Genomic DNA, 26,382 nt, shown 5'->3' with positions numbered 1-26,382 from the left:
GGCGCGCGGGCCGGGTATGCCGCGCCCCGGAGCGGGGAACACGCGGCGGGAACGAGCCCGCCGCGACCGCCCGCGCCCGTCTACGACGCGCCCGTCCGAGGCGGACCCGGCGCGCTTCCGCCTTCGCTCCGGCCGTCCGTGGGTTGCGGGTGGGCTCGGCCCAACTGCGCCTATTAGGGTCGAATCCGGGCCGGAGACGGTCCGACCACAATGCGACAGGAGTGGGCGCAAATGGGCGAACTGAAGCTCGGATACAAAGCATCGGCGGAACAATTCGGACCCCGTGAACTGGTAGAGCTGGCGGTACTGGTCGAGGAGCACGGCCTCGACAGCGCCACCGTCAGCGATCATTTCCAGCCGTGGCGGCACAAGGGCGGCCACGCGCCCTTCTCCCTGGCCTGGCTTGCCGCGGCGGGTGAGCGTACCGAGCGGATCCTGCTCGGTACCTCGGTGCTGACCCCCACCTTCCGGTACAACCCCGCCGTGATCGCGCAGGCGTTCGCGACCCTGGGCTGCCTGTATCCGGGCCGGGTGATGCTGGGTGTGGGCACCGGTGAGGCACTCAACGAGATCGCCACCGGTTACTCCGGGGAATGGCCGGAGTTCAAGGAGCGCTTCGCGCGGTTGCGCGAATCGGTGGATCTGATGCGCGCCCTGTGGACCGGGGCCCGCACCGATTTCGACGGCACCTATTACAAGACGGTCGGGGCCTCCATCTACGACGTCCCCGAAGGCGGGATCCCGGTCTACATCGCCGCCGGCGGCCCGGTGGTGGCCCGCTACGCGGGCCGCGCCGGCGACGGGTTCATCTGCACCTCCGGTAAAGGCATGGAGCTGTACACCGAGAAACTGATGCCGGCGGTGGCCGAAGGCGCGGCGAAGGTGGACCGCGAGGTCGGCACGATCGACCGGATGATCGAGATCAAGATCTCCTACGACACCGACCCCGAACTCGCGCTGGAGAACACCCGCTTCTGGGCGCCGCTATCGCTGACCCCGGAGCAGAAGCACAGCATCCACGACCCGATCGAAATGGAGGAAGCGGCCGACGCGCTGCCGATCGAGCAGATCGCCAAACGCTGGATCGTCGCCAGCGATCCGGACCAAGCGGTCGAATTGGTCAAGCCCTATGTGGACGCCGGGCTCAACCACCTGGTCTTCCACGCACCCGGACACGACCAGAAGCGCTTCCTGGACCTGTTCCAGCGCGACCTGGCCCCGCGGCTGCGCGAATTGGGGTAGGCCGGGGACCCGGGTGATTTCCACCCCGAGCCACTATGGCCGGCTCCGCGACCCGGCCGGCTGTCGTGCCACGGGTGCCCGGATGATCGATCGGTGTCGAAGTATGTTGTCCCGGAACAGGAAGGATTCCGAGATCTCACGATATTCCCACAATGGGATGTTCGGTGCCGTGGCCCGTCGGCGGTGGAATCAACGCTGATGCCGCCGGCCTGGGTGGGCAGGCCGAGGGCGGCGGCCTGTTATTGGTGGCGCGTTGCGCGGCCTGCGCCAACGTTGTCGTGCCAGGTCCAGACGAAAGGGTGGCGCTGCCCTGGTCCGGACGCTTGGGCGGGTCGGACCGTGAGATCACGCACGGCAGCCCGGTACCGGTATTCGGCCCTGTGACGCATGGCGCGCCAGGCGCCGCGACGACCGGGTCCGCGTGCGCCACGATGCCGGCACCTGTCCACATCGCAGCGGCCGCTAACAACATTGTGACCGCACGGTGCATTGTCATCACAGCCAGGCCGGTTCGCCGTAGGCCGCGATCGAATTGTCCGCCGTGGCCGTGGATATCGCCGCAATCGCGTACGAGCGCACACTGACCGGCCCCGCACAGGCATCCACCTTGATTTGTACCTGTTCGACGTCGATGGAGCCATGAGCTCCGGTCAGCGGTTTCGTCCCGAAGGGCAGGCTGGTGATCGTTCCCGGTTTCGGGTTCACCGAGATCGAGGGCATCATCAGCGCGCTACCGCCGATATTGATCCCCGGGGCCGGCGCCACCGTAACCCCGATATTCGGGCCGACCAACGCCGATATGCCGACGGACATTCCGTTCGACACATCGATCTGACAGCCCACCTGGTATCCGAGGGTCAGGCTGCCCGAGCTGACCGCCTGCCGCCCGGACCCGGAGATATCGGCGATCGCGGTGAGGCTCACAAAACCCTCTCGAGTGAACGGCGTCGCCGCCAAGTTCGGAACTCGGTCGAGATTTGCCTCGGTCATGGCCACCCGTAGGTGCCAGCCGTCTTCCGTTGTGGTCTCTCGTGACGTATCCGGTATCGGTACTGCGTAGGCGATACCAGCAAGGCACACACTCAGAAAGGCGGCGGTCGCCGAACTGATCGAAACTGTAAGCGAACGCATTATCGGCGTCCTCCGGGCGTTGAGTTTGTGTGCTTTCCGCAAAGAACGCCACCCTGGTCTGCGCATGAAGCACCAGTTCTGTGTGCGCAGTGCTCGATCGCGGTGGGCGAAATCGGTGAAACTGTCGCCGTTCACGGGGATCCTTCGATCGGAGTCGTTTGCGGTTCCACCGGAAAGTCACGGATAAACTCACCGACGGCGCCACCGATCAGGTTATTTCCGGTAACCCGGGTCGGACAGTAGGGAATCCCCTACATCGGATAACGTACTCGATCGAGTTGGGGCGGAGTGCCCTGTCGCAATCCGTCCGGCTGGACAGTTGTGGCGCATTCGCCGGTGGTCCGATGCGTTCGGTTCCGGCGGAGTGCGGCCGGTTCGGTCCGTGCAGAGACGCCGAGTTCGGTGGACCAGCGGGTGCGATGGGCTTGCGTCGTGCTTCGTTCACGCACAGCTCTTCGGAAATCTGCCGGTTCGTATGCCCAGCGGTTGATTGTAGGGAATTCCCTACTGTCGATCCCTCCAGGCAGTGGACACACTTGGCCTCGAGCCCATTCGGCATTACCGAATTCGATATCAGAACGTAGGTGAGAAGTGTTCCCTCACGACCCCGGCATCGCCGATGCCGTTATGGATGACCGGCGGAATCCACAATCGCGCGTGTGGAGCGAAAGATCGCGGCTGTCACAGGTGTCGCAGCGATGACCGGTGCGCAGCATACCCAGGGCCGGCATTCGGCCGATCTCGGTGAACACCACCCGCGACAGATCCTGGGGACCTGTTACCCGGAGTCCACCGAGGAGGTTCGGCAGACAGTCGTCTCGGCGGCGCGGACGGGTATCCCGGTATTCCCGCTGAGCACGGGCCGTAACTGGGGCATGGGGTCGCGGTCGCCGGTATACGACGACTGTTCGGTCCTGGACGCCGGCCGGATGACCGCAGTCCGGACACTGGATCTGGATCTCGGCTACGCCGTTGTCGAACCAGGTGTGACCCAGCGACAACTCACTCAACTTCTCGACGGCACACCATGGATGCTGAACGTGACCGCGGGCTGCGCCGATGCGAGCATCGTCGGAAATACGCTCGAGCGCGGCGACGGTACGATCCGGCCCCGGATCGACGATCTCCTCGGACTCGAAGTAGTGCTCGGTACCGGCCGGGTGATGACCACCGGTGGCCTGGACCGCAACGGTCGACGCCCGGGAGCTGTGGCGGGTCCCGATCTGACCCGGGCCTTCGTACAAAGCAACCTCGGTGTGATCACCGCCATGGCGATCAGCCTCATACCGCGCCCGCAGACAACCCTCTTGGTGCACGCCACCTTCACCAAGTCCTCCCTCCTCGAGGTGGTGGATGCGATGATCCGCGTCGGCCGATCGCGCAACGCGAGCGACGGAATGCTGCGTTTGAAGGACCTCTTCGTGGTACCCGAAGCCGGCCGCGCCGCGATCCCTGTTACCGCCGACGTAGATGCTGTGACCGTCCAGGTACCCCTGCTCGGCTCTCGAGCGGCCGTCGAGCACGCCGAGACGATCATCCGCGAAACCTTCTCCCGCGTCCACGGCCTGCTGTCCTATCGGTCGCTGGATACCGCGGAGACGGCCACAGACGACCCGCTCTATACCCGAACTCTGTTCGCGCGCGGCATTCCGTCCTGTAAGAACGTCCTGGACGGGCTGGGCGTCAGTTCCTGTTCACAGGTAGACCGATCCCGGATCGGCCGGTTGATGTTTCTGCCCGTGGTGCCGTTCCGCGGGACCGACCTGGGTAAGGCGATCGAACTGTTCGAGATCGAGGCCGAGCGGTACGGCACAGCGGGCATGCTCGAGTTCAACGTGGTTTCGCAGCACTCCACCAATATGGTTACCCAAATCCCTTTTTTGCGGGATCCGAGTGGTATCGAGCGGGCACACGAACTGCGCCGGGCGGCGCGTCGCTCGTTCTTGCGCGCGGGATTCCTGCCGTACCGCTCCGATATCGATCACGAGCCGTGGGAGCTACCGGATCGTTCGGCAGACTACGACGACGAGCCCTTACGCATGCTCAAACGACTGTACGACCCCGCCGCGATCATCGCCCCCGGGCGATTCCTGGTGTCGGATCGATGAGTACGGCCCGGACCTCGACATCCCCCACGACCCCGGTGCTGGATTGCGTTGTCCTCGGCGCCGGAGTCGGCGGTGCGCTCCTGGCTTTGCTGCTGGGCCGCAGCGGTCGTCGCGTGCTGGTGATCGAACCCGGTGCCGGGATGCCCCGACGTGGTGCCGATATACTCAAGCCGCGTGGCATTCGGATTCTCGACGAACACGGCCTGCTCGATCAATTGATGCTCCGGGACGCGTTGAAGCGCGATGTCATCGACTTCTACCACGATGGATCTTTGCTTCTCTCCTACAATTTCGCCGAGCACACCGATACCGGCTACTTTCTGACCGCGCCGTACGCCGAGACGCTGGGTACGATTCACTCGGCATGCGGCGAGCTGTCGAATATCGATATCCGTTTCGGCAGGCGGCTGGTCGATATTCACACCGCAGATTCTCGGGTCACCGGGGCAACGCTGGATGACGGTACGTCGGTGCGGGCACATATGTTCGTCGATTCCGGCGGATCACCCTCGCCCCTCAGCGACTTCGTCGCCGCGACCCGCCATATGAGCCGGCACGATCACGTCCTACGGATGGCAACTGTCCCGGTCACGCCCAGTGTCCTCGCCCGTAACCGGCTCTATTTCGATTCCAGCGGCTGGTTCGCCTACTTCTATCCGGTGGACACCGAACTGGCCAGGGTTTTCGTCGGCCTCCCGGCGGTTCTGGATGTGCCGGTATTCCACGAATACGGGACCGACCTGAACACGCAACTGGCCTGCTTCGTCACGCACAGCCAGGACGTGCTCGCTCAGCTCGATCCGCGTCAGTTTTCCCGCGTACCGGTATCCGTCTATCACAGCACGCCCTATCACCGCGGCAACGTGATCCTGCTCGGTAGCGCCGCGTTCTCGCCACATCCGATGACCGGCCAGGGCATGAGCTACACCATGGAAGACGCGACGGTGCTGGCCGAGATCCTCACCGAGTCGTGCGATGGCTACAGCTCGGAGCAGTTGATCCGGCAGCGCTACCAGCCTCGGAGTGCAACGCACTCCGAGCTGATCGCTTATGGCGATGCCCTCGCCGGCTCCTATTGCGATCGTGACGCCTACCTCCGGGCGCACCACCCCGCCCTCCATGGTGGTGACCGTTGATGCCATGGAGCCCGATACCTGTGGGAGAAGGAACGTCCGATGACCGGACACAACCCCTGGTTCGCGCATTCAGCGCTGGTTGTCGGCTTCTTCATGGTTCTGGTGGACATGACGATCGTCGCGGTCGCCAATCCGGCCATCATGCGCAGCCTGGACGCGGATATCCCGGACATGCTGTGGGTGACCAGTGCCTACCTACTGACCTATTCCGCGCCGCAGCTGATCACCGGACGGCTCGGTGACCGTTTCGGGCCCAAGAATATCTACCTGCTCGGCCTGACGGTGTTCACCGCCGCCTCGCTGTGGTGCGGGCTGGCCGGGACCATCGGAATGCTCATCGCGGCCCGCTCCGTTCAAGGATTGGGGGCGGCACTGCTGATGCCGCAAACGATGGTGGTGATCACCCGCATGTTCCCGCCCGAGCGCCGTGGGGCGGCCATGGGCGTGTGGGGAGGGTGCGCGGGCCTGGCCACGCTGATCGGCCCACTGCTGGGCGGCGTGCTCGTGGACGGCCCGGGCTGGGAATGGATCTTCTTCGTCAATGTCCCGGTCGGTATCGCGGCGCTGGCACTGGCAGCGCGACTGGTTCCGGCCCTGCCCACCAGATCGCGTACCTTCGACATCCCCGGTGCGGTTCTGAGCTCTATCGGCATGTTCGCCCTGATTTTCGGAATCCAGGAGGGCTATCACCAGGACTGGTCGGAGTGGATTCGGCTTTTGATCGGCGCAGGTGTACTGCTGCTCGTGGCGTTCATCATGGTCGAGGCCCGTGGCGTCGACCAGCCGCTGCTCCCACTGGGTTTGTTCCGCGATCGCAATTTCGCCCTGTCCACTGTGGCCATCGCAGCCATGAATGCTGCGACCACCGCATTCCTTGTGTCGATCTACTTCTGTCTACAGTCGGTGTGGGAGATGTCGCCCACCGACTCCGCCCTGGCGATCGCTCCTATGGCGATCGTCACCGCGATCAGTGCACCGCTCATCGGCCGGCTCGCCGACCGGCTGCATCCCCGCATCGTTCCCACGTTCGGCTTCGGCCTCTTCGCGCTGTCGGTGACATGGTTCGCGCTGCTGATGCAGAATCCGCAGGCCTCGACAGCCGCTCTCCTGATCGCCTCGGCAGTGGCCGGCGTGTCCAACTCCTGTATCTGGGCTCCGCTGGCGACCAATGCCACCCACAACCTGCCCACCCAGCAGGCGGGCGCGGGCGCGGGTATCTACAACACCACCCGGCAACTCGGCGGTGTCCTGGGTAGCGCCGCCATCAGCGCATTGGTCGCCGCTCGGATGAGTGCCCATGGCATCGGCGACGTGCCGGTGGCCGAGCGGCTCGACACCGCCCCGATCCAGGACTCGGTGCGGCATGCGCTCGGTTCGGCGCTCCGCGAGTCCACCTTTCTGCCCGTCGCAGTCCTGGTTGTCGGCACGGCCACTGCGGCATTGTTCACCCGGCATACCCGCCCGGCCCTCGCGGGGGAGTCGGCGAAAGCAGATGTAGGACGGCCCCTCGCCGAGCCGGACCCGATATCCAGCACAGGGTGGAGTGGTCCACGACTGGTATCGGGGCTGTGGCGCAGCAGCAGGTGGGTTCGGGGTCGATAGGTGCAGAAGCCCGTCGCGGCCGGCGTTGTGGCTGCCGGTCGTCGGCTCGGCGCTGCTACTGATGACAGCACAGCCAGCGTCTCGCGCGAGGGTTACCCCGAAGTGTCGATTCTGACCTTGACCGCCTGCGGCCGGTATTTGGCAGTGTTCTCCAGAACGCCTTCGACGCTCCCGTTCAGGTTGTAGGTGATGGTCAGCTCGTTGCCTCGTCGTAGGTCGGGCTGTTCATGAGCGTTGTAGACCACCGCTTCGGGGTCGCCGAAGAAACCGAGCGGGCCGGATTCCGTGGCCCGATACAGCAACGTGGGTGAATCGAACGGACCAGCGGGCGAATCCGACAGATATCCGAGGATGTCCGGACTGTATGGAGCGTTGGTGTCCTGGGTGACGAGCAGAAATCTGTCGCCGTCGAATCGCGAAACGCTGTACTCGTTGGCTACGCCCGACATCACCGGCGCCGAGTCGGTCTCATGAGGAGACCATCCCCCGGTACCGTCGGAGAATTCCCACCGCGTCCGCAGATCATCTCCGTTCACCCTTGCGATGTGCATGAATTTCTCGGCCCACGGTCGTCGACTCCGTACACGTAGGTTTTATTCGTGTGCTGGTCGAATTCGACCCACGATGCCCAGTGCACCCCCGATTCGGAGGGCATCGCCGTCACGTCCAACTGCCGGAGGTCGTGAGCGTCGAATCTGACCAGCAGATTCTCTTGGAAATCCAGTTCCCCTTGCCCACCCGGAATCAAGGCCATCCGGAGACGCTCGGCGTCGAAATCCCCGCCACGATCCACCACACGGGAATCGCCGGTGAATCCCAAGAACATCGTATCCAGCGTATTTCTACTGGTCACGTGCGATCCGCCGAGCCAATGGAACTGTTCGCCACGCGGCGGAAACACCGCTCGAACACCACCGTCCGGCGCGGAGCCGAGCACGGTACGCATACTGCCGTCCCGTTCCACGAGGACGAAGCTGTTGCTCACGAACGGTGTATCCCGCGAACGCGCGCCGAACTCGTCGACACGGCCGAGGAATGTGTCGGAGAACATAAAGACATGGCGACCATCCGGTAGCCGTCGCACATATGTGCTGTCTGCCCCGGTCCAACCGTTGTCGTCGGTATAGGCATACCTGGAGAGCAGTGTGTTCAGATCGTAGTGCGGGGTACTGGACAGAACTCGCAGATTCGAAGCAGCCGGCGAATCGTTCCCGAGACCTGTTATGGAGCGCTCGGACCGCTGGGCCGCGTCCTCCATGACACCGGCGCCGCCCCGGAGCGTATGCGAAGTCTTTCCGTACTCCGTCTTGAAGACGGCGGCCAGGTCCTGGATCGGCGGTACGGCTCTTTCGATTACGTTCTGCCACAGCCTGTCCCAGGATGACACCGAACGATTTTCGCACGAGAATTTTCGAAACATCCGGGAATCGCCCGATACCGAATCCGGCGCTATCTTCGCGCACCGGACTCGCACAAACTCCAGGTACTGCGGGCCCGTCGCGGATGCGTCGTATCCCGCGAGGCCGACCGGAGGCTGGGTACGCACCACTCGACCCTCGACGCCGCGCACCACAAACACGCCGGTGAACACAGCTAGGCTCTCCGTATGGCCGAGGTTGCTGCGTCCAGTGTGTACATCGCATCGCCGGAGGGCGATACCGGTAAGTCGACCGTGGCGCTCGGCGTGCTGCAGATGCTGTGCGCGACCACCGCGCGGGTGGGGGTGTTCCGGCCGATCACCCGTTCGGCCACCGAACCGGATTACATTCTCGAGCTGCTGCTCGAGCACAGCACCGCCGATATCGAGTACGAGCAGGCGGTGGGGGTCGGCTATGAGCAGGTGCACGCCGACCCGGATGCCGCTATCTCCGAGATCGTCATGCGATATCACGAGGTGGCCGCGGTCTGCGATGCCGTGGTCATCGTGGGCAGCGACTACACCGATGTGGCCGGTCCGAGCGAGCTGCGGTTCAATGCCCGGATCGCGGTGAATCTGGGGGCGCCGGTGCTGCTGGTGGTGCGTGGGGCGCGGCGGTCGGCCGAGGAGGTCGAGCAGCTGGTGGAGCTGTGCACCGCCGAGCTGAAGTCCGAGCACGCGCAGCTGCTGGCAGTTATCGCCAACCGCTGCGCACCCGGCGAGCTCGAGGCGGTCCGGGAGGCTCTGGCGCCCTTCGGCGTGCCGTCCTGGACTCTGCCGGAGGTGCCGCTGCTGATCTCGCCCACCATGGCCGAATTGCGCGAGGCGCTGGGCGGCGAGCTGTACAGCGGCGATCCGGAACTGCTGGATCGCGAGGCGCTGGGGGTGATGGTCGGCGGGATGACCGCGGAACACATTCTGGAGCGTCTCTCCGACGGTGCGGTGGTGATCGCTCCCGGCGATCGCTCCGATGTGCTGCTCAGTGTGGTCAACGCGCACGAGGCCGAGAGTTTCCCCTCGCTGGCCGGGATCATCATGAACGGCGGACTGCTCCCGCACCCGGCGATCGCCCGGCTGATCACCGGGCTCAAACCGCGATTACCCATCCTGACCACAGATCTGGGCACCTACGAGACCGCCGGGGTGGCCCATCGCACCCGCGGCCGGATGTCGGCGCACAACCCGCGCAAGGTGGATACAGCGCTGGCGCTCATGGAAACCCATGTGGACGCCGCGGATTTCCTGCGCCGGCTGGAGGTTCCGCTGTCCAGCGTGGTGACCCCGCAGATGTTCGAATACCAGCTCATCGAACGTGCCCGGGCCGACCGCAAGACGATCGTGCTGCCCGAGGGTGACGACGACCGGGTGCTACGCGCGGCGGGCCGGGTACTGCAGCGCAAGATCGCGGATCTGATCATCCTGGGGGACGAGACGGCGATCCGGGCCCGGGCCGCGGAGCTGGGCGTCGATATCGCCGACGCGCGGGTGTTCGACCCGCGGAGCTCCGAACATCTCGACGATTTCGCCCGCGAGTACACCGAATTGCGCAAACACAAGGGCATGACCCTGGAGCGGGCGCGGGAGACCGTCACCGATATCTCCTATTTCGGCACCATGATGGTGCATCGGGGGATCGCCGACGGCATGGTCTCCGGGGCGGCGCACACCACCGCGCATACGATCCGGCCCTCGTTCGAGATCATCAAAACGGTGCCCGGTGTCTCGACGGTGTCGAGTGTGTTCCTCATGTGCCTGGCCGACCGGGTGCTGGCCTACGGTGACTGCGCGGTGGTCCCCGATCCGAGCTCCGAACAGCTCGCCGATATCGCCGTCTCCTCGGCCGCGACCGCGACCAGGTTCGGGATCGACGCCCGGGTGGCCATGCTCTCCTATTCGACCGGTGAATCCGGTAGCGGCGCGGATGTGGACAAGGTGCGGGTGGCGACGGGACTGGTCCGGGAGCGGGCGCCCGAACTTCTCGTCGAGGGCCCCATCCAGTACGACGCGGCCATCGAACCCACCGTCGCCGATGCCAAACTCCCCGGCTCCGAGGTGGCCGGCCGGGCCACGGTTTTCATCTTTCCCGACCTCAATACCGGCAACAACACCTATAAGGCGGTGCAGCGCAGCGCGGGTGCGGTCGCGATCGGCCCGGTGCTGCAGGGATTGCGCAAACCGGTGAACGACCTGTCCCGCGGCGCACTGGTCACCGATATCGTGAACACGGTGGCCATCACAGCTATTCAGGCGCAGCAGCAGTGAACGCGCCGCGGTACGGAGAGAAGGAGCCGACGGTGGGCGGCAACCTGGTGCTGGTGGTCAATTCCGGTTCGTCCTCGATCAAATATCAACTGCTCGCGCCGGAGTCGGGCACCGTGGTGGCGGCCGGACTGGTGGAGCGGATCGGTGAGGACGGCGGCGCGATCGAACACACCACCGACGGCCGGACTCTTTCCGACCGGGTCGCCATTGCCGACCACACGGCCGGGTTGCGGCTCGCGTTCGAGAAGTTCGCCGAAACGGGCCACGATCTGACCGGCGCGGGCGTGACCGCGGTCGGGCACCGGGTAGTCCACGGCGGCGAAGTGTTCTACCGGCCCACACTCGTCGACGACCGGGTGCTGGCCACCATCGACGAGTTGTCGGCACTGGCACCGCTGCACAATCCGGCGAACGTGCGCGGGATCGAGGCGGTGCGCACCCTGCTGCCCGAGGTTCCGCAGGTCGCGGTGTTCGATACCGCGTTCTTCCACGGGTTGCCCGACGCCGCCAAGACCTACGCGATCGACGCGCAGGTCGCGGCCGCACACGGTGTCCGCCGCTACGGCTTCCACGGCACCTCGCACGAGTACGTATCGGGTTGCGTCGCCGAATTCCTGGGCCGGCCGGCCGAATCGCTGAAACAGATCGTTTTCCATCTCGGCAACGGCGCGTCGGTGTCGGCGCTGCGGGGCGGGCGCCCGGTGGACACCAGCATGGGACTGACGCCGCTGGAGGGCCTGGTGATGGGGACCCGCCCCGGAGACCTGGATCCCGGCATCATCCTGCATCTCATGCGCACCGCCCAGCTGGACGTCAACGGCGTCGACCGCCTGCTCAACCGTCGTTCGGGCCTACGGGGTATGGCGGGTGTGAACGATTTCCGGGAGTTGCGGCGGCTCATCGGCGAAGGCGACGAGGCGGCCCGAGTGGCCTACGACGTCTACGTACACCGCCTCCGGCACTACCTCGGTGCCTACCTGATCGAACTCGGCGGGGTCGACGCGATCACGTTCACGGCCGGGGTCGGCGAGAACAACCCGGATGTGCGCGCCGACGCGCTGGCCGGCCTGTCCGCGTTCGGAATCGCGGTGGACCACGGCCGCAATACGGCACCGGAACGGACCGCGCGGCGGATCTCCCCGCCGGACGCGAAGGTGGATGTCCTGGTCGTGCCCACGAACGAGGAACTCGCCATCGCCCGCGCCGCCGCCACACTGACCGCGAAGATCTGAGCCCGCCGGCTTTCTAGTAGCAGGTGAGCGGCTGGAACGAATCGCCGGCCTGTGGCCCGAGTGTCGCGTAGGCCGTCGCGATCGAGGTCACCGCGCGCCGCAGCTCGGATTCGGGGCTGGTGTAGGGCAAGCGCAGGAACCGTTCGAACGCCCCTTGGACACCGAATCGGGGGCCCGCCGCCAGCAGCACCCCGTGGTTCGGAGCGGTCGCGGCCAGTGCCGTCGACACCGGCGTGGGCAGCTGCGCCCACACCGACATACCGCCGACTCCGGGAAGCACGTACCAGCCGGGCAGTTCCTCGGCCATTGCGGCCAGCAACGCTTCCCGCTGGTTACGCAACTGCGCGCGCCGGCGCTCGAGGATGGGGTCGGCGTGTTCCAGCAGATGGACCGCGGCCAGCTGGTCCATCACCGGGGTGCCCAGGTCGACGGTCGCCCGGATGCCGAGCAGCCGGGTGATCAGCGATTCCGACGTCCGGATCCAACCCACGCGCAGACCGCCCCAGAAGGACTTCGAGGCCGAGCCGATGGTGACGACCTCCGACCCCTTCGCGAACGCGGCGACCGGCGATACCCGCGTCTGCGCGTCCAGGGACAGATCGGCCATGGACTCGTCGATGATCAGTGTCATCCGGGTGTCCCGGGCGATGGCGGCCAGGTCGGCCCGCGCCGTGTCGTCCATGAGGAACCCGGTGGGATTGTTGTGGTCGGGGACGAGATAGGCCAGCGAGGCGGCGGTCTGCCGGGCGGCGCTGCGCAGTCCGTCGAGGTCCCAGGCGGCCGCCGGATCCTCCAGGCGCAGCGGCACCGGAACCGGGCGCGCGCCCACATCCCGGATGGCTTCGATGGCGTTGGGGTAGGTGGGGTGGTCGATGAGGACCCGGCCCGCGGACGGAGCCAGCACATTCAGCAGCAGCCGGAGTCCGTGCTGGGCGCCGAGGGTCACCAGGATCTGGTCGGCGATGGTGGGCAGGCCGCGTTCGGTGTAACGGCGGGCCAGGGCTTCCCGCAACGGCAGGATGCCCACCGGATCCATGCCGTGCGTACCCAGGTACGACGGAATGCCCTGTAGCGCTTGGGCGTATGCCTCTTCCATCTCCGGCGGCGCGGTCATCGCCGCGTAGGTCAGATCCACGGCCGGCGCGGCGCCGGTGGCCATGGTGGCGAGGATGCCGCGGGCGGCCCGGGTGCCGTCGTGCGCGACGGCCGGCGGCAGGGCGACGGTGCTGCGCGAGCCCTGCCGGGTGATGAGATAGCCGTGTTCGCGCAGCAGGGCGTAGGTGGAGGTGACCGTGGTACGGCTGACGCCGAGGGTGGCGGCCAGATCGCGTTCACTGGGCAGGGCTATCCCGAGGGGAGCGCGCCCATCGTGGATCAGCAACCGGATCCCCTCGGCCAGCGCGAGGTAGGCAGGCCGGGCCGATTTGCGGGCACCGCCGTCGGTCGCCCCCTCGGCGCTACGCCAGTGCCCGAGATCGCGAGCCAGGCCTGTTGCACCGATCACTCTTGTCGCCATAGGGTCCAGTATTAAGCGATTGGCTCTTTCGCGGCAAGTCCAGTTGCCGGATGCTGAACACATGACACTCTTTGTGGCACTCGTGGGAGTGGGAACCTTCGGCTTCATCGCATACGACTATCTCGTGCACGAATCCCGGATCGGCGAACTACTGGAACACTACCGACCACTCGGTTCTGTTACCGAGGACGCAGCCGACCGATACGACCTCGAGCGGATGTACCGAGACCTGGACGCAGCTCGCTCCTACCGGGAACGGGACGCGGCCTGACTCGGGGCGAACCGAGGCAGTCGACGCGGATCGGCCAGTCCAGTTGCGCAACTGGACTGGCCGGTTGTCAATTCAGCGGATGCGCGCGGTAGAACTCGCACGCCTGCCCGGAGAGCAGGCCGTCCTCACAGGCGAAATAGGTCTGAATACAGGAATTGGTATCACAACCCAGCCGGACCAGTTCGTCGCGTACCCGCAGGTTGCGTTCCTGGGGACTCTCCGGCTGCGACGACGCGGCGGCCGGGGACACGGGGACCGCGGCGCCCTCGTTGTCCGAGCACGCCCCGAGTAGCAGCGTCCCGGCGCACAGTGCCGCCACGGCGGCGCATCGACCAGCGACTTTCGTAACCATGCGCACCTCCACATACCCCGGAGTGTTCGACGAGCGGCCAGCGTAACCGATACCCGGGCCGATGGGTACCGGGCACTTCGCTACCGATCCCGCGACGGCGCGGCGAGGACCGAAGACCCGCGGGCAAACCGCAGTGCTGCCGTCAGGAAGACGGATTTCGGCTCAATCCTCCCCCACCTCGCAGGCCACACCGTCACCGTCGGCGTCGAGTTGCCAGGATTAGCCGGGCTGACCACCCAGCAACGGGGTTTCGGATTCCCGGCGGGCGTGCGCGCAATCGATGTAGTAGGGCTGCCCGTCCTGTTCGGGTTCGGCTCCGGCCCGGTCGGCGGGCAGCGGATGGGAATCCTGGCTCCGGTTCGACGACTGCGGGGTATCGGCGGCGGCCGGGACGGCGGCGAGCATCGACAGCGCGCATCCGGCGATCAAGAGGCGGGCCGGCATTCTACGAGTTCTCATGACGAAAGTCCTTGCAGCGAGGTGACACCACCATCCTCGCGCCGGCCCGCCGATTGCGAAGACCTATATTTCGCCTGCCCGTTCGCACGGCGACCCGGGACGAGCGCCCCGGTCGGTGAGTGGGCGAACGCGAAAGTTACCGGCCCGAGCCGGAAGAGCACGCACCACCCCGGGTCGCTGCTACGAACGCGAAAGCTGCCACATGTGCGGGTGTACCGGGTGGCGCCGACCGCCACCGTGGCCGATGGAAGCGAGGACGGCTTCGTAAAGGCGCGTCCGAGGCCGCGGTCGGCGCCGGTGACGAACCGGGTCGCCCTGGCGACGGTCCGCCGGGGTGCCCGATCGCCGTGTGGCGCAGCGGGTTACTGGGTACCGGCCGGCGGGTCGCAGACCTTCCAGCCGTCGTCGGTCTCCTGCAGATCGAAGGTCCGGGTGGTCTGCTCGGAATCCGCCTCGGTCTGCACGGTCACCTGGGCCAGCGCGGTCCGATCGGTGATCTGCACGGCGTCGACGCCGGTCACCTCGGGAATACTGCCCCCGTCGACGGCCTGCTGATGCACACCGGCGAACTGCTCCTCCGACAACCCCTGGTAGTAATCGTGCAGACCACCGCAGGTGCTGTCGCGCAGGCCGGCCAGATCGCCGCTTTCCAGCGCGCCGGTGTAATCGCCGATGGCCGTACGGATCCGGGCCTGCGGGGAATCGTCACCGGAGCCTAGGCCGGCCACGATCGCGATCGCCGCGATCACGACCACCACGGCCGCCCCCGCGGCGATGAGCCACTTCCGATTACCCGCGGACCCCGCCGGCGCGGCCGCCGGCTCCACCCGCTGCGGTTTTGCGATCTGTCCGGAGGCACCGTACTGCGGCACCTGCGCGACCCGGTGTTCGGCCACAGTCGGTTTGATATCGGCCGGTGACGGCGCACCGGCCGCACGCTGCGCCCCGGCCGGCGGCCGCGCGGGACCACCGACCGGACGCGGGGCGCCCTGCGGTCCGCCGGCACCCTGCGGTGCGGGGGCCGGCCCACCCGGCCGCTGCGGTGCGGACTGGTCCGGACGGCTCGGCGCCTGCGCACCGGGGCGCTTCGGGCCCGGCTGCGGACGGGGTGTGTTCGGCGGTTTCGACAGTGGTCCCGCCGTACCCGGCCCGACCCGATCGGTGCGGGCCGGACCCTGCGGACCGCCGGGTTGTTTCGTTGCGGGACGGCCGGGGCTGCGCACCTGGGTCATATCGATGCGCTCGGTAGCGTTCGGGTCGGGTTTGCGCACCGAAATGGATTCGGTCGGTGCTTCTTCCGGCCGCGGCGGCCGCGGGATCACCACCGTTTTCGCCTCGTTGCCGGCCGGCGCCTCCAGTTCGACGGTGGGGTCGGTGGTCGCGGCGTCGTCGCTCTCGGTGGCCGCACCGGTATCCCCGGATTCGGCCGGGGCTTGTTCCGCGGCGGTCGGGTCCTCGGCCGCGCCGGTTCCGGCCACCTCGCTCGCGGTCTCCACCGTCTCGGCATCCGGCTCGACTCCGCGCGCGGTGATCTCGGCGGTCGCGTCCTCTCCGGCGCCGGCCGCGGCGATCGTCTCCGCCCTGTCGGTCGAGTCGGCAGCCTCCTCGGCAGTACCGGACGACGCGACAGGTCCGGCGGCATCCTCTTCCTCGGTACCGGCCGACCCGACAGGCCCGGCGGCAACCTCCTCCTCGGTACCGGCCGACGCGGCAGTTGCGGCGGTAGGTGTCTCCGTATCACCGGGCGAGGCGGCAGTTTCCTCCTCGTCTGCGGCGGATGCGGCCGGCGCCTCCATCGCGTCGGCGACAGGTTCGGTGGGCTCGGCGTCGGTGTCCGAAAACGCTGCCGTACCGTCCGAACTCGGCTCCTCGCCACCGGCTTGCGGGGTGGTCACCTCAACGGGTCCGGCCTGCGCCGCCGGTGTACCAGCGGTCTGCCCGGCCGCATCGGCGGACTTGCCGGCAGGCCGGTCACCACGCTCGTCGGACGCCGTTGCCGCCGCGCCCGGCACCTCTTCTGTGTTCTCCTCGGCCGACGCCGCGGGCACCTCGGCGGTCGCATGGTCGGGAGAGCCGGGATCGACCTGCCCGGCATCGCCGTCGGTCCGACTGTCGGCAGCTGCCGCTCCCGCTTCCGCGCCTGCCGACGGCGCCCGCACGCCGGGATCTTCGGCGGACGAACCATCCACGGCGCCCGCTGCCGGCTCGTCCGATCCGGCACCCTCACTCGACGCTGTCTCCGACCCCGCCCCGTTTTCCGCGACCGGCACCGCGGACTCGGTCCCGGCATCCGCACCCCGAGCCGTCGCTTCCGCGGGCCCACCGTCCACGCTCTCCGGGCCGCCGGACTGCTCCGCCGCCCGGCCGCCGGACTCCATGGCCGCTCCCGACGCCATATCCCCGGCCTGCGCATCACCGTCTGCCGACTCTCCGCCCGAGTCCCGCGAGTCGTGTTCGAATGTCCCGGTCGGCGCACCGCCCTCCTCGTCAGGGCCTGCTTCGCCGGCCTCCCCCACTCTTCCGGTCGCTTCCCCGCCGGTCGCCGAGGCCACCACATCCGCCGCCCGCGACTGTTGCGATCCGGTTTCGGACGTCTGCGGCTTCTGCGCGGCGGACGAACCCGCGCGGGATCCGCCCTCTGCGCCGGAGTCGGATTCGGAGCGGATCGGTTCCTTGTCGTCGGTCGGGTGCGACACCTATACCCCTCGTTGCTGGCTAACAGAATGTGACGTAGATGGCCAGCCTATCGAGCATTCCCGATACCCGTGCACAATGAAGCTCATGACCTCGTTCGGTGATCTGCTCGGCCCGCAACCGGTACTGCTTCCTGAACTACACGACGCGGAGGACGCGCTCGACGCCGGCACCGATCCGGTGCGCGTCGCCGCCGACAATCCCGCCGCCTCGATCGCGTGGGCAGCCCTGGCCGAAGCCGCGCTCGAACGCGCGGCCGACGCCTCGGAAGCGGTCAACCACGATGTCGTCGCCGCCTACGCGTTCGCCCGCACCGGCTACCACCGCGGGCTGGACCTGCTGCGTCGCAACGGTTGGAAGGGCTTCGGTCCGGTCCCGTGGGAGCACGAACCCAACCGTGGCTTCCTGCGCAGTGTCGCGGCCCTGGCCCGAGCGGCCAAGGCCATCGGGGAATCCGACGAGTACGCCCGCTGCCTGGACCTGCTCGAGGACTGCGATCCGCGAGCGGCCGGCGAACTGGGTCTGGGCTGAACGCACCCGCGGCATTGATCGACCCGAATTCCCCGGTGGGCCGAGCCCGGGCCAGGGGTGCCGACCGGATGCGGCGTTCCTGGAAGCGGCTCCGCCTCTCGGCGATCCCGATTCTGCAGTGCTCACTGGCGGCGGCACTGGCCTGGTTCCTGGCCAAGGACGTGGTCGGCCACGCGCTCCCCTTCTTCGCGCCGACCGCGGCGGTGGTGTCCATCGGCACCGCCTTCGGCGCGCGGCTGCGCCGCTCGCTGGAGTTGGTGGTCGGTGTCGCGGTCGGTATCGGCGTCGGCGATCTGTTCATTTCGCGTGTGGGTACCGGGGTTTGGCAGATCGCTCTGGTGGTGGCGGTGGCCATGGCACTGGCAGTGTTCCTCGACGGCGGAGCCATCATCGGTATCCAGGCCTCGGGTTCGGCCGTGCTGGTGGCCACCCTGATGCCGCCCGAGACCGGCGCCGGCTTCTCGCGCATGGTGGACGCGCTGATCGGGGGGCTGGTCGGGGTGGTGGTCGTCGCCGCGGTGCCGTTGCATCCGGTGCGCCGGGCCCGCGAGCAGGCGGCGGCGATTCTCGGCGTCATGGCGAAATCGCTCACCGACGGCGCCCACGGCCTGCTCGAACAGGACCCCGGCAAAGTACACAGCGCGCTCACGGCGGTCCGGGCCACCCAGGCGCAGCTGGATGCGCTGCGCAAATCGCTGGAAGGAGGCCGCGAGGTGAGCCGGATATCTCCGCTGTACTGGAATTCGCGCGGCCGGCTGGAGCGTTTACGCGCCGCGGCCGATCCGCTGGACAACGCGGTCCGCAACACTCGGGTGCTGCTGCGCCGTTCGCTGACCCTGGTGCGCGATGACGAGATCCTCGATCCGGGCCTGATCGTGGAAGTGGAGCAGCTGGCCGCCGCGGTCGAGGTGGTACGGCGCATGATAATCACCGATCCGGGCGAACAACCCGACCGCGCGGAGGCCGCCCGGGTGCTGCGCTCGGTGGCCAAACAGGCACGCCCGGAACTGGTTGCGGGGGCCGGTCTGTCGGCGCATGTGGTTTTCGCCCAGATCCGGTCCACGCTGGTGGACCTGCTGCAGGTATGCGGGGTACAACGCGTTTCCGCCCTGGCGCTGCTACCGCCCACCGTTCCCCATCCGTATGTGACACCGACCAATCGGCCCGCCGATACAGCCGGTTAGGCACCGGTCGCCGGCATCGTCGACTACCGGATCGCCGGAATCGGCCGATTCCGCGATCGCAGGCCGCGGCACCTCTTCGCCCGGCCACAGCCGGTATCCGAGTAGTCGACCACTGTGCCGTGGCGGCCGGTCTCCACTAATCTGAAACGTGACCGCACCGGCCCACAGCCGGTTCGGTCGGACCCCTCCCGTGTGCCGCGTCGCCGACACGGCGCAGCAGCGTCGAATGTTTCGGATACCCGGACGCCGGCCCGGGCGGGGAATCCGGGCCCGTCCGGCCGGCGCCGCGCCGGGCGGGCCCTCTCGGATCGGCTACGCCCAGAACCTTGTCAGATATCCGCCGTAACGCGACCACTGCTCCGATACCCCGGACAGGTCGTAGAGCGCGTACACGGCATCGAAGAAGACCTGATTGATCGCCGGGGTGAACAGCAGCGCGAACAGCATCAGCATGCCGAACGGTTTGAACTGTTCGAGCCCGCGCCGGGTCTGGTAGCTCAGGGACGGTTCCACCACGCCGTAACCGTCCAGGCCCGGGATGGGCAACAGGTTCAGCAGGGTGGCGGTCACCTGCAGGAAGGCCAGGAAGCTGAGCCCGAACCAGAACGCCGGATGCTCCTGCGCGCTGCCGAAGAACCGCACGATGAGCAGCAGGACCACCGCGCACACCGCGTTCACGGCCGGGCCCGCCACACTGATCAATCGCTGCGTACGGGTCGGCACCTGATGGGTGTGCACATACACCGCACCGCCCGGCAGCCCGATTCCGCCGAGCGCGATGAAAACCATCGGCAGCACGATCGACAGCAGCGGATGACTGTATTTGAGCGGATTCAACGTCAGGTAGCCGCGCAGTTCCACCTCGCGGTCTCCGGCCCGGTAGGCGATATAGGCATGAGCGAACTCGTGCAGACACAGGCTCACCACCCAGCCGAACACCACCAGTACGAAAACACCGGCCTTTGCCCATACCGAATCCAGATCCGCGCCCCAGGCGAGCACACCGCCGGCCACCGCGAGAGCCACGACCAGCAGGAAGACCGGACTCGGACGGATCGCACCGCGCCGCAGAGCCGGTACGCCGGGGGTCACGGCCGCCCACCCATCCGCTCTTGCGGACCGATCCGCCGACGGCGAAGCAACCCTTGTCCGCCCACCGCAGTCCGTCCGAACTGCGCGGACCGGCCGGCCCCCGGACGGCGGAGGACGAAGCGTCGGCGGGGGTTCCGCATCAGCGGACCAGTCGCCAGGGTTCGTGATGCCGGTAGAACGTCGACCGCGGGACCACCCGGTCGCTCTGGATACCGTCGCGGTTGATCACCGCTGCGGGTGTACCGAGCTGCGCGGCACGACCGTAGGTCCAGCGGCGGCGCCGGAACCGGCGCGGATAGCTCGCTCGGACTCCGGGCAACTCCAGCGTGGGGGTGACGAACATGGCCCGGATCGAGCCGGAGAACAGGCAGGTGTCGTCGACATAGGCCTCACCGCTCAGTTGACCGCCCCCTGGCCCGGTGATCTTGGCGCGCCCGACCAGCACGGTACCGGTGTCGTCGCGTATCAGCGGGGTTTCGATGGCCGAACCCTCCAGTGCCCGTTTCGCCGCGGCGTTTCCGGTGGCGAGGTCATAGGCCTCGGCGGCGTAGGTCCGCTCCAGGGGTACATAGCCGACTTCCACGTGCAACCGCTCGGTACGCATGAGGTGGGTGAGCACAGCGGCCAGCGCCGCGTCGCCGCCCAGCACGATCAGCCGCGGCAGGCTGTCGGCCGCCAGCACCGGCAGGAGCTCGTCGATCAGGCCGGTGTCCGGTATTGCCCCGGTCTGCGCGGTGGGCTGCGCGGCGAGGGCGATGGGTACCGGTGCGTCGGCACAGCGGAGAACCTGGGTACTCAAACGCCCAACACCCTCCCTCGGACCGGTCACCCATGAGTGTAAAGGGTGCCCGGTGGCGACCCGCGCAACGGCCCGGCCCCGGCGACCGTTCCCCGGCGCCCGCACGGTCTCGGCTAGACTGTGCTCCCGGCTTCCTCCGCATTACGGCAGGTAGCTGCAGCACTCGAGTGTTGCGCGTCGAATCGTAGGAGACACGACCATGCCGGCAATCGTCCTCATCGGAGCCCAGTGGGGTGACGAGGGCAAGGGCAAAGCCACCGATCTACTCGGGGGCCGCGTGCAGTGGGTGGTGCGGTACCAGGGCGGTAACAACGCCGGCCATACCGTGGTGCTACCCAACGGCGACAACTTCGCGCTGCACCTCATTCCGTCCGGCATCCTGACCCCCGGCGTCAAGAACGTCATCGGCAACGGTGTGGTCGTGGACCCGGGCGTATTGCTCGACGAACTCGCCGGGCTCGAGGACCGGGATGTCGACACCTCGGGTCTGCTGCTCTCCGCCGACGCGCATCTGATCATGCCGTACCACGTGGCCATCGATAAGGTCACCGAACGGTTCCTCGGCAACAACAAGATCGGCACCACCGGTCGCGGTATCGGCCCCTGCTACCAGGACAAGGTCGCGCGGGTCGGGGTCCGGGTCGCCGATGTACTGGACGAGAAGATCCTCACCCAGAAGGTCGAGGCCGCGCTCGAGTTCAAGAACCAGGTGCTGGTCAAGATCTACAACCGGCGCGCCCTGGACCCCCAGCAGGTTGTCGAGGAGGTTCTCGGCCAGGCGGAGCGATTCGCGCACCGCATCAGCGATACCCGGCTGGAACTGAACCTGGCCCTCGAACGCGGTGAGACCGTGCTCCTGGAGGGTTCGCAGGGCACCCTGCTGGACGTGGACCACGGCACCTACCCCTACGTCACCTCGTCCAACCCGACCGCCGGCGGCGCCGCAGTGGGCGCGGGCATCGGACCCAACCAGATCGGTACGGTGCTGGGCATCCTGAAGTGCTACACCACGCGGGTGGGCTCGGGCCCGTTCCCGACCGAGCTGTTCGACGAATCGGGCGCCTATCTGGCCAAGACAGGCGGTGAGGTCGGCGTCACCACCGGCCGGGCCCGCCGCTGCGGCTGGTTCGACGCGGTCATCGCCCGCTACGCGACCCGGGTCAACGGCATCACCGACTACTTCCTCACCAAACTCGACGTGCTGTCGAGCCTGGACCGGGTGCCGATCTGCGTGGCCTACGAGGTGGATGGCGAACGGGTCGAGCAGATGCCGACCACCCAGACCGGTTTCCATCACGCCAAGCCGATCTTCGAGGAGATGCCCGGCTGGTGGGAGGACATCTCCGGCGCGCGGACCTTCGAGGAGCTGCCCGCCAATGCCCAGGCCTATGTGCGGCGGCTGGAGGAGCTCTCGGGTGCCCGGATGTCCTGTATCGGGGTCGGACCGGGCCGCGAGCAGACCATCGTCCGCCACGACGTGCTGGGCTGATACCTCAGCGGACGGCCTGGAAGGCCAGCACGGTATTGCCGATCCGGATCGCATCGCCGTCGGCCAGCAGCGCGGAATCGATCGGCTGCTCGTTGACGAAGACTCCGTTGGCGGAGTCGAGGTCTTCGATCAGCAGTCCCGCCCGGCCCAGTTTGATCAGGGCGTGATACCGGCTGGCCTTCGGATCGTCGAGGATCAGATCGTTATCGGTCATCCGGCCGATCCGGAAGCCGCCGTGGGCGACCACCACTGTCCGCCCGTCCGGTAACCGCAGCTGACCGCTCCGTACCGTGCGCGGCACCTCGGTGACCGTATCGGTCATCGCCGCGGCCATCCGCTCGACACTCTTCATCTCGACGGTGCTCAGTGGTTCCTGGCGCAGCACCCGCCGTTCCAGCTCCACCAGCGCGGGCCCGGGGTCGATGCCGAGTTCCTCGGCCAGTACCGCCCGCACCCGCCGGCACGCCTCCAGCGCGTCGGCATGACGTTCGGACAGATAGAGCGCCGTGATGAGCTGGCCCCACAGCGGCTCCCGCAGCGGGTGCTCACTGGTGAGCGCGACCAGTTCGCCGATCACGGCGGCGGCCCGGCCACACGCGATCTCCGCGTCGAACCGGGCCGATACCGCCAGCAGCCGCTCCTCCTCCATGGCGGTGGCGAAACTGTCGGCGAAACCGAGTCCGGCCAGATCCGACAGCGCCCGGCCGTTCCACTCACGCAGGGCGGTGGCGAACAGCCGGGACGCCGAGGCGTGGTCGCCGGCCCCCGACGCCCGGGTGCCCGCGTCCCGGGCGGCTTCGAAGCGGCCCAGGTCGCAGGCATCGTCGGCGATCTCGAGCCGATAGCCCGAGGACTCCGTGCGCAGCACACCCGCCGGGTCGATCCCGGAATTGCGCAGCGCCTTGCGAATATTCGAAACGAACACCTGCAGACTGGCCGCGTAGGCATCCGGCGGCTCCTCGTTCCAGACCATATCGGCCAGGGTCGAGGAGGACACGGCGCGGCGCCGGTTCACCGCGAGTGCGGCCAGCAGGGCCCGGGGTTTGGGCCCGCCGACCGGCACCGGTTCACCGCCGACCAGTAGACGCACGGGCCCCAGCACGCGGAGATCGAGTGTCATCCGGCTACGGACGGTGCGAAGAGATCAGGCACTGATGGAACGCCCTGCGGACCGCAGGTCGTTGCACGCCTGCACCACCCGCTGGGCCATCGACAGCTCGGCCTTCTTGAGGTAGCTGCGCGGGTCGTAGGTCTTCTTGTTCCCGACCTCACCGTCGATCTTCAGCACACCGTCGTAGTTGCTGAACATATGCGCGGCGACCGGCCGGGTGAACGCGTACTGGGTGTCGGTGTCGACGTTCATCTTCACCACGCCGTAACGCAGCGAATCGTCGATCTCCGACTTCAGCGACCCCGAACCGCCGTGGAACACGAAATCGAACGGCTGGGCGTCATTGGCCAGGCCCAGCTTGGCCGCGGCCACCCGCTGCCCCTCGGCCAGCACCTCGGGCTTGAGCACCACATTGCCCGGCTTGTACACACCGTGCACATTGCCGAAGGTGGCGGCGAGCAGGTACTTGCCCTTCTCGCCGGCGCCGAGCGCGTCGATGGTCTTCTCGAAGTCGGCGGGCGAGGTGTAGAGCTTCTCGTTGATCTCGGCCTCGACACCGTCTTCTTCACCGCCGACGACGCCGATCTCGACCTCGAGGATGATCTTCGCTGCGGCAGCGGCGGACAGCAGCTCCTGCGCGATGGAGAGGTTCTCGTCGATCGGCACGGCCGAACCGTCCCACATATGCGACTGGAACAGCGGATCGCGCCCCGCATCCACCCGCTCCTGCGAGATGGCCAGCAGCGGCCGGACGAACCCGTCCAGCTTGTCCTTGGGGCAGTGGTCGGTGTGCAGCGCGATGGTGATGTCGTACTTCGCGGCCACCACATGGGCGAATTCGGCCAGCGCGACCGCACCGGTGACCATATCCTTCACGCCCTGGCCGGAACCGAACTCCGCGCCACCGGTGGAGAACTGGATGATCCCGTCACTACCCGCCTCGGCGAAACCCTTGATCGCCGCGTTGATCGTCTCCGACGATGTGCAGTTGATGGCCGGGAAGGCGAAAGAGTTCGCCTTGGCCTGACCGAGCATCTCGGCGTAGACCTCCGGAGTCGCGATCGGCACTGTGAAGACCTCCGTGTTGTGCGGCAGACGTGGGATTGTCTGTTTCTGCACATACCCTAAGGCAGGCAGGTTTCATCCGGTATAAGGGGATTGTTTGCGCCGCCGCACCGTACAGCGGTCGATGTAACCGGTACTGTGGGCCGGGTGATTGCGCTGGCAGCTACCGACGCGGTGACGAGCAATCTGGCTCTGACCGAACTGCTCGACCCGATGCACCTGTTGACCGAGACCTGGCTGAAGAACGCGGTGCTTCCGGCCATCCTCGTGATCGTATTCATCGAGACCGGCCTGCTGTTCCCACTGCTGCCCGGCGATTCGCTGCTTTTCACCGGTGGTCTGCTGGCCGCGCAACCCAACCCCCCGGTGTCCATCTGGGTACTGGTTCCGGCCGTCGTCTTCATCGCTTTCGCCGGTGACCAGTGCGGGTACTGGATCGGCCGGGCCATCGGTCCCGCGCTGTTCAACAAAGAGGACACACGCTTTTTCAAGAAGAGCTACGTCACCGAAACGCACGAATTCTTCGAGAAGCACGGCCCCAAAACGATCATCCTGGCCCGTTTCGTCCCGATCGTCCGGACTTTCATGCCGGTGCTGGCCGGGGTCTCCAAGATGAGCTACCAGCGCTATGTCGCCTTCGATATCGTCGGCGCCGTCGCCTGGGGCGGCGGAGTGACCGTTCTCGGGTATTTCCTGGGCAATGTCGCCTTCATCCGCGACCATGTCGAGGCCATTTTCCTGCTCATCGTGTTCGTCTCGATCCTGCCGGGCATCAGCGCGGTCGCCAAGAAGCTGCTCGGGCGCAAGGCGGGCGATCCCGTCGCCGACGGCGCCCTGACCTCGACCGCGGAGCTTCCCACCATGGACCTGCCCGGGCAGATCGACAGCACTATGCCCCTGCCGGTGGTACATCACGCGGGGCCGGTCGGCGCAAACGATTCCCCTGTTCGGTAAGTGGTGAGCGCCCAGGCCGTGCCCCATGCGATGGGCAGCTTCGAACCCCTGATCTCCGCGGGACCGGCACTGGTCTGGACCGTGGTCCTGACCTTCGTCTTCCTCGAATGCGCCTTCATTCTCGGGTTGTTCCTGCCCGGCGATTCGATGTTGCTGACCGCGGGAATCGTGATGGCCTCCCACACCACGGGCGAAACCCAGGTGTGGCTGCTCGCGGTGGGCGCCATGGTCGCCGCCATCGCCGGCAACCAGGTCGGCTATATGGTCGGGCGACGAACCGGCCACCGGCTCGTCGCCCGTAAGAACGGGCGCTATATCAATACCCGCAATCTGGTCCGGGTCGCCGAACTGCTGCAGCGGCACGGTTTCGTGGCGGTCCTGATCGCCCGCTGGATTCCCTGGGTGCGCACCCTGTGCCCGATGGTGGCCGGCGCCGCCGGCATGGACCACCGCCGCTACACCGTGGCCAGCACCATCGGCGCGATCATCTGGGCCCCGGTCCTGCTGCTGATGGGGTACTACGCCGGCGGCTTCATCCAGCGGATCTCCTGGCTCATGCCGATCGTGATCGGTTCGCTGGTGGTGTGCCTGATCGTCGGCACCATCATCGGCATCCGGCAGTACCGGCAGGAGATGTCGCAGCCGATCGAGGACTTCGAACTCGATTCCGCGTCCGCCGATGCCGACACCATGCCACTGCCCGGGCTCGGCCAGGCGAACCACCACCCCGGCAAC

Annotated in this window: 22 protein-coding genes and 2 pseudogenes; 12 read left to right on the top strand and 12 right to left on the bottom strand. The window is 67.2% G+C overall.

Annotated features, from left to right (window positions below; all coding sequences use genetic code 11):
* Positions 1 to 231 precede the first annotated feature (231 nt).
* Positions 232 to 1,242: a glucose-6-phosphate dehydrogenase (coenzyme-F420) gene (fgd, locus tag NS4_RS14860; protein ID WP_063060120.1), complete on the top strand. Its 1,011-nt coding sequence runs from the start codon at positions 232 to 234 to the stop codon at positions 1,240 to 1,242.
* A 495-nt stretch (positions 1,243 to 1,737) separates the two neighbouring features.
* Here the strand turns inward: fgd and NS4_RS14855 are convergent, their stop codons facing one another.
* Positions 1,738 to 2,373: an MspA family porin gene (locus NS4_RS14855; RefSeq protein ID WP_084487278.1), complete on the bottom strand. Its 636-nt coding sequence runs from the start codon at positions 2,371 to 2,373 to the stop codon at positions 1,738 to 1,740.
* Between the two features lie 698 nt (positions 2,374 to 3,071).
* Between NS4_RS14855 and NS4_RS14850 the strand changes: the two genes are divergently transcribed.
* Genes NS4_RS14850 through NS4_RS14840 form a run of 3 tightly spaced genes read left to right on the top strand, consistent with a single transcriptional unit; the run spans position 3,072 to position 7,219 of the window.
* Positions 3,072 to 4,481 carry an FAD-binding oxidoreductase gene (locus NS4_RS14850; RefSeq protein WP_157106057.1) on the top strand — a complete coding sequence of 470 codons (1,410 nt, stop codon included), beginning with the start codon at positions 3,072 to 3,074 and terminating at the stop codon, positions 4,479 to 4,481.
* On the top strand, positions 4,478 to 5,617 hold the full coding sequence (locus NS4_RS14845; RefSeq protein WP_063060118.1) for an FAD-dependent monooxygenase: 1,140 nt from the start codon (positions 4,478 to 4,480) through the stop codon (positions 5,615 to 5,617). Before NS4_RS14850 ends, NS4_RS14845 begins: the two co-directional genes overlap by 4 nt.
* Before the next feature lie 39 nt (positions 5,618 to 5,656).
* Positions 5,657 to 7,219: an MDR family MFS transporter gene (locus NS4_RS14840; RefSeq protein ID WP_084487276.1), complete on the top strand. Its 1,563-nt coding sequence runs from the start codon at positions 5,657 to 5,659 to the stop codon at positions 7,217 to 7,219.
* 92 nt (positions 7,220 to 7,311) lie between these two features.
* On the opposite strand, the gene NS4_RS14835 is transcribed toward NS4_RS14840, so the two are convergent.
* Together NS4_RS14835 and NS4_RS14830 are read right to left on the bottom strand one after the other, a co-directional pair.
* Positions 7,312 to 7,770 carry a DUF5005 domain-containing protein gene (locus tag NS4_RS14835; protein ID WP_501193449.1) on the bottom strand — a complete coding sequence of 153 codons (459 nt, stop codon included), beginning with the start codon at positions 7,768 to 7,770 and terminating at the stop codon, positions 7,312 to 7,314.
* Entirely contained in the window at positions 7,752 to 8,810 is a 1,059-nt protein-coding gene (locus tag NS4_RS14830) for a DUF5005 domain-containing protein (protein WP_063060116.1), read from the bottom strand. The genes NS4_RS14835 and NS4_RS14830 overlap by 19 nt, the downstream gene beginning before the upstream one ends.
* A gap of 15 nt (positions 8,811 to 8,825) precedes the next feature.
* Between NS4_RS14830 and pta the strand changes: the two genes are divergently transcribed.
* Positions 8,826 to 10,898: a phosphate acetyltransferase gene (pta, locus tag NS4_RS14825; RefSeq protein WP_063060115.1), complete on the top strand. Its 2,073-nt coding sequence runs from the start codon at positions 8,826 to 8,828 to the stop codon at positions 10,896 to 10,898.
* A 32-nt stretch (positions 10,899 to 10,930) separates the two neighbouring features.
* Positions 10,931 to 12,130 (top strand): acetate kinase, encoded by a 1,200-nt coding sequence (locus tag NS4_RS14820; RefSeq protein ID WP_063060265.1) that lies wholly within the window; start codon positions 10,931 to 10,933, stop codon positions 12,128 to 12,130.
* A gap of 13 nt (positions 12,131 to 12,143) precedes the next feature.
* Here NS4_RS14820 and yczR read toward each other — a convergent pair whose 3' ends face one another.
* A complete protein-coding gene (yczR, locus tag NS4_RS14815; RefSeq protein ID WP_063060114.1) occupies positions 12,144 to 13,646 on the bottom strand; it encodes a MocR-like transcription factor YczR in 1,503 nt (500 codons plus the stop codon).
* Between the two features lie 61 nt (positions 13,647 to 13,707).
* Between yczR and NS4_RS14810 the strand changes: the two genes are divergently transcribed.
* Positions 13,708 to 13,917, top strand: coding sequence for a hypothetical protein (locus tag NS4_RS14810; protein WP_157106055.1), 210 nt, complete (start codon positions 13,708 to 13,710; stop codon positions 13,915 to 13,917).
* A gap of 67 nt (positions 13,918 to 13,984) precedes the next feature.
* On the opposite strand, the gene NS4_RS14805 is transcribed toward NS4_RS14810, so the two are convergent.
* The 4 genes and pseudogenes from NS4_RS14805 to NS4_RS33395 form a co-directional block, all read right to left on the bottom strand.
* Positions 13,985 to 14,269 carry a hypothetical protein gene (locus NS4_RS14805; protein ID WP_157106054.1) on the bottom strand — a complete coding sequence of 95 codons (285 nt, stop codon included), beginning with the start codon at positions 14,267 to 14,269 and terminating at the stop codon, positions 13,985 to 13,987.
* A 162-nt stretch (positions 14,270 to 14,431) separates the two neighbouring features.
* Positions 14,432 to 14,485: pseudogene (locus tag NS4_RS33885) on the bottom strand (excalibur calcium-binding domain-containing protein); the annotation flags it as partial.
* A gap of 3 nt (positions 14,486 to 14,488) precedes the next feature.
* A complete protein-coding gene (locus NS4_RS14800; protein WP_157106053.1) occupies positions 14,489 to 14,728 on the bottom strand; it encodes a hypothetical protein in 240 nt (79 codons plus the stop codon).
* Between the two features lie 362 nt (positions 14,729 to 15,090).
* Positions 15,091 to 17,424, bottom strand: coding sequence for an Rv0361 family membrane protein (locus NS4_RS33395; protein WP_063060110.1), 2,334 nt, complete (start codon positions 17,422 to 17,424; stop codon positions 15,091 to 15,093).
* A gap of 85 nt (positions 17,425 to 17,509) precedes the next feature.
* Between NS4_RS33395 and NS4_RS14790 the strand changes: the two genes are divergently transcribed.
* Together NS4_RS14790 and NS4_RS14785 are read left to right on the top strand one after the other, a co-directional pair.
* A complete protein-coding gene (locus NS4_RS14790) occupies positions 17,510 to 17,953 on the top strand; it encodes a DUF3151 domain-containing protein (protein WP_063060264.1) in 444 nt (147 codons plus the stop codon).
* A gap of 68 nt (positions 17,954 to 18,021) precedes the next feature.
* Positions 18,022 to 19,137 (top strand): FUSC family protein, encoded by a 1,116-nt coding sequence (locus NS4_RS14785; protein ID WP_063060109.1) that lies wholly within the window; start codon positions 18,022 to 18,024, stop codon positions 19,135 to 19,137.
* A gap of 312 nt (positions 19,138 to 19,449) precedes the next feature.
* Here the strand turns inward: NS4_RS14785 and NS4_RS14780 are convergent, their stop codons facing one another.
* Positions 19,450 to 20,229, bottom strand: coding sequence for a site-2 protease family protein (locus NS4_RS14780; protein ID WP_063060108.1), 780 nt, complete (start codon positions 20,227 to 20,229; stop codon positions 19,450 to 19,452).
* A 139-nt stretch (positions 20,230 to 20,368) separates the two neighbouring features.
* Complete coding sequence (locus NS4_RS14775; RefSeq protein WP_063060107.1) at positions 20,369 to 21,028, bottom strand: hypothetical protein; 660 nt, start codon at positions 21,026 to 21,028, stop codon at positions 20,369 to 20,371.
* 199 nt (positions 21,029 to 21,227) lie between these two features.
* Between NS4_RS14775 and NS4_RS14770 the strand changes: the two genes are divergently transcribed.
* Positions 21,228 to 22,517, top strand: a complete 1,290-nt coding sequence (locus NS4_RS14770; protein WP_063060106.1) for an adenylosuccinate synthase — start codon at positions 21,228 to 21,230, stop codon at positions 22,515 to 22,517.
* Between the two features lie 4 nt (positions 22,518 to 22,521).
* Here the strand turns inward: NS4_RS14770 and NS4_RS14765 are convergent, their stop codons facing one another.
* Both NS4_RS14765 and fbaA read right to left on the bottom strand, forming a co-directional pair.
* Complete coding sequence (locus NS4_RS14765; RefSeq protein ID WP_063060105.1) at positions 22,522 to 23,637, bottom strand: BTAD domain-containing putative transcriptional regulator; 1,116 nt, start codon at positions 23,635 to 23,637, stop codon at positions 22,522 to 22,524.
* 24 nt (positions 23,638 to 23,661) lie between these two features.
* Positions 23,662 to 24,696, bottom strand: a complete 1,035-nt coding sequence (gene fbaA / locus NS4_RS14760) for a class II fructose-bisphosphate aldolase (RefSeq protein WP_063060263.1) — start codon at positions 24,694 to 24,696, stop codon at positions 23,662 to 23,664.
* A gap of 210 nt (positions 24,697 to 24,906) precedes the next feature.
* Between fbaA and NS4_RS14755 the strand changes: the two genes are divergently transcribed.
* Positions 24,907 to 25,647, top strand: coding sequence for a DedA family protein (locus NS4_RS14755; RefSeq protein WP_084487326.1), 741 nt, complete (start codon positions 24,907 to 24,909; stop codon positions 25,645 to 25,647).
* A gap of 30 nt (positions 25,648 to 25,677) precedes the next feature.
* Positions 25,678 to 26,313, top strand: a pseudogene (locus NS4_RS14750) (DedA family protein); the annotation flags it as partial.
* Between the last annotated feature and the right edge of the window lie 69 nt (positions 26,314 to 26,382).

The sequence above is a fragment of the Nocardia sienata NBRC 100364 genome (assembly GCF_001613205.1).
Lineage (GTDB): Bacteria > Actinomycetota > Actinomycetes > Mycobacteriales > Mycobacteriaceae > Nocardia > Nocardia sienata.
The sequence above is the reverse complement of the archived record's forward strand: the minus strand, read 5'-3'. Positions and strand labels throughout refer to the sequence as shown.